General features: G+C 66.2%; 2 protein-coding genes and 1 pseudogene. All 3 read left to right on the top strand.

What is annotated here, in order from left to right; genetic code table 11:
- Positions 1–859, top strand: an 859-nt coding sequence (locus ACT84W_RS06095) for a S1 RNA-binding domain-containing protein (protein ID WP_444328574.1), incomplete at its 5' end; no start/stop codon positions are given.
- A 210-nt stretch (positions 860–1,069) separates the two neighbouring features.
- Complete coding sequence (locus tag ACT84W_RS06090) at positions 1,070–2,734, top strand: ribonuclease J (protein WP_444328573.1); 1,665 nt, start codon at positions 1,070–1,072, stop codon at positions 2,732–2,734.
- 3 nt (positions 2,735–2,737) lie between these two features.
- Positions 2,738–3,132: pseudogene (locus ACT84W_RS06085) on the top strand (DNA translocase FtsK); the annotation flags it as partial.

Here is a 3,132-nt window from a genome sequence, read left to right as displayed (position 1 = left end):
CGGCGTGCCCCTCAAGCGCCCGGTCTCCGGCGTCGCCATGGGCCTCATCCAGGAGGAGGGCAAGACCGTCGTCCTCACCGACATCCAGGGCCTCGAGGACTTCCTCGGCGACATGGACTTCAAGGTGACCGGCACCACCAAGGGCATCACCGCCATGCAGATGGACAACAAGGCCACCGGCCTCACGCCCGAGATCCTGCGCTCCGCCCTCATGCAGGCTCACGAGGGCCGCATGTTCATCCTCGACACCATGCTCGACGCCATCCCGGCACCGCGCGAGGCCACCAAGGACTGCGCGCCGCAGATCATCAGCCTGACCATCCCGACCGACAAGATCCGCGACGTCATCGGCTCCGGCGGCAAGGTTATCCGCGGCATCCAGGAGGACACCGGTGCGACGATCGACATCCAGGAGGACGGCACTGTCTTCATCGCCGGCACGAACGGCGCGGGCGACGCCGCCGCAGAGCGCATCAAGGCCATCGTCAAGGTCCCCGAGGTGGGGGAGGAGTACACCGGCCGCGTCGTGGGCATCCAGCCCTTCGGCGCCTTCGTCGAGCTGCTGCCCGGCAAGGACGGCCTGCTCCACATCTCCCGCGTCGCACAGGGCCGCGTCGACAAGGTCGAGGACGTCCTGAACATCGGCGACGAGGTCAAGGTCCGCGTCCTCGAGGTCGACGAGAAGGGCAAGATCAGCCTCGACCGCATCGACAAGCCCGAGGCTCCCGCCGGCTCCGGCAAGTCCGGCGACTCCGAGGGCCATGCCCGTCGCCACTCCGACGGCGAGCGCCGTCCCCGCCGCCGCCCCGGCGACAACGGCGGTGAGAAGCGCCAGCCGCGCCGCCACCACGACGCGTAAATGACGAAAAGGGACAGTCCCTTTTCGTCATCCAGGCCCCGCAGCTTCGGTTGCGGGGCCTTTTTGTATGGAGGTGGGGCCGATGGGGCGTTTCTTGGTTACAATGAATCGGACTGCGCTTTCGGCGCACGGTTTGGATTGTTCGGTTGGCGGTAATGCCAGCCGTCGAATATGTATCTGATGGCTCCATCGAGAGGATTTGTACCACCAATGCCAAAGAAAGATCTCGCCCTGAAGGTCATTCCGCTGGGTGGCCTTGACGGTATCGGCAAGAACATGACCGCCTTCGAGTACGGGGACGACATGGTCCTCGTCGACGCCGGCCTGATGTTCCCCGACGACAACATGCCCGGCATCGACCTGATCCTGCCAGACTACACCTACGTGCTCGAGAACGAGCACAAGCTCCGCGGCATCGTCATCACCCACGGCCACGAGGACCACACGGGCGCCCTGCCGTACCTGCTCATGGACCTGACCCGCAAGGTCCCCATCTACTCGAGCAAGCTCACCTTGGGCATGATCGAGGGCAAGCTCGCCGAGCACAAGATCAAGAGCCCGAAGTTCCGCGAGGTCCAGGACGACTCCAACGTCAACCTCGGCGCCATTAACCTCACCTTCTTCGCCATGACGCACTCGATCCCGGGCGCGCTGGGCGTCTTCATGCAGACCCCCGCGGGCACGGTGCTCCACACCGGCGACTTCAAGCTCGACAACACGCCGATCGACGGCCGCAGGCCCAACTACCAGGCCATCAATAAGTTCGGCGGCAACGGCATCGACCTTCTGTTATCCGACTCGACCAACGCGACCCGCCCGGGCTACACGCCCTCCGAGGCCGCGGTCGGCCCGAACCTGCGCCACATCATCAAGAACGCCCCGGGCCGCGTGTTCGTGGCGAGCTTCTCGTCCCACATCCACCGTCTGCAGCAGGTCTGCGACGCCGCGACCGCCGTCGGCCGCAAGGTCGTCGTCACCGGCCGCTCGATGGTCACGAACACCAAGGTCGCGCGCGAGCTCGGTTACCTCAAAATCGCCGAGGACGACATCATCGACGCCTTCGACATCGACAAGCTCGACAACGACAAGATCGTCGTGCTCTGCACCGGCTCCCAGGGCGAGCCCCTGAGCGCCCTCGCGCGCATGGCCAACGGCGAGCACAAGTCGCTCTCCATCAACGCGAGCGACACCGTGATCATCTCGGCCACGCCCGTCCCCGGCAACGAGAAGAGCGTCCAGGCCATCATCAACTCGCTCTCCAAGATCGGCTGCGACATCTACGACAAGAGCAAGACCCTCGTCCACGTCTCCGGCCACGGCTCGCAGGAGGAGCTCAAGCTCATGCTCTCCATGGCCAAGCCGCGATACTTCATGCCCGTCCACGGCGAGGCCCAGCACCTGCGCGCCCACGCGCAGCTCGCCCTCGACCTCGGCATGAGCGAGAAGAACATCTTCATCCTCGACAACGGCGACTCGCTCGAGATGGTCAACCACAAGGTCCGCCGCGGCCGCGCCGTCGAGTCCGGCGTCGTCTACGTCGACGGCGGCACCGTGACCGAGGCCGACCCCGTCGTGCTCCGCGACCGCCAGAAGCTCGCCCAGGACGGCGTGGTCACCTGCACCATCGCCCTCACCGGAAAGAAGGGCACCGTCAAGGCCGTCGAGATCAACGCCCGCGGCGTCTCGTTCGCGTCCGACCCCGACGTCGTCGAGGAGGCCCAGAGGATCGTCCGCCAGCAGGTCGAGAAGCTGACGAACTCCGAAGGCGTGAACATCGACGCCGTCCGCCGCAACGTCCGCAACCAGATCTCCAACCTCCTGTGGTCGCGCACCCACACGCGCCCGATGGTCATCCCGGTCGTGCTGGAGGTCTAGCGCATGCCCGCTAACCGCAGCAAAAACGCAGCAAAGAAGGGCTCGAAGGGGCGCGGCAAGGCTGCCGCGCCCCGCGAGCTCATGCTCACCGACGCGCAGCGCGACATCGCGGGCGTCGTGGTGGCGGTCATCGCCGTCGCCATGTTCGTCTCGGTGGTCTCGCCCTCGAGCGCCGTGGTGACGAGCGCCGTGGGCCATGCGCTCATGCTCTCGTTCGGCACCGGCGCGGTGCTCGTGCCCATCGCGCTTTTCCTCTTTGCCACGACCTTCTTCATGGGGGAGGACGGGCCGTTCTCCGGCCATGTGGCGGGGGGCCTCGCGCTCATCGTGTTCTCCGTTCTCGCCATGCTCTCGCTCAACCAGCCGGGCGTGGGCGACGCCCCTGAGCTCGCGCTCGA

Origin of the sequence: Paratractidigestivibacter sp. (assembly GCF_052362415.1) — a bacterium.
Lineage (GTDB): Bacteria > Actinomycetota > Coriobacteriia > Coriobacteriales > Atopobiaceae > Paratractidigestivibacter.
Note: the sequence above shows the minus strand (reverse complement) of the source record. Positions and strands in the feature narration are given on the sequence as shown.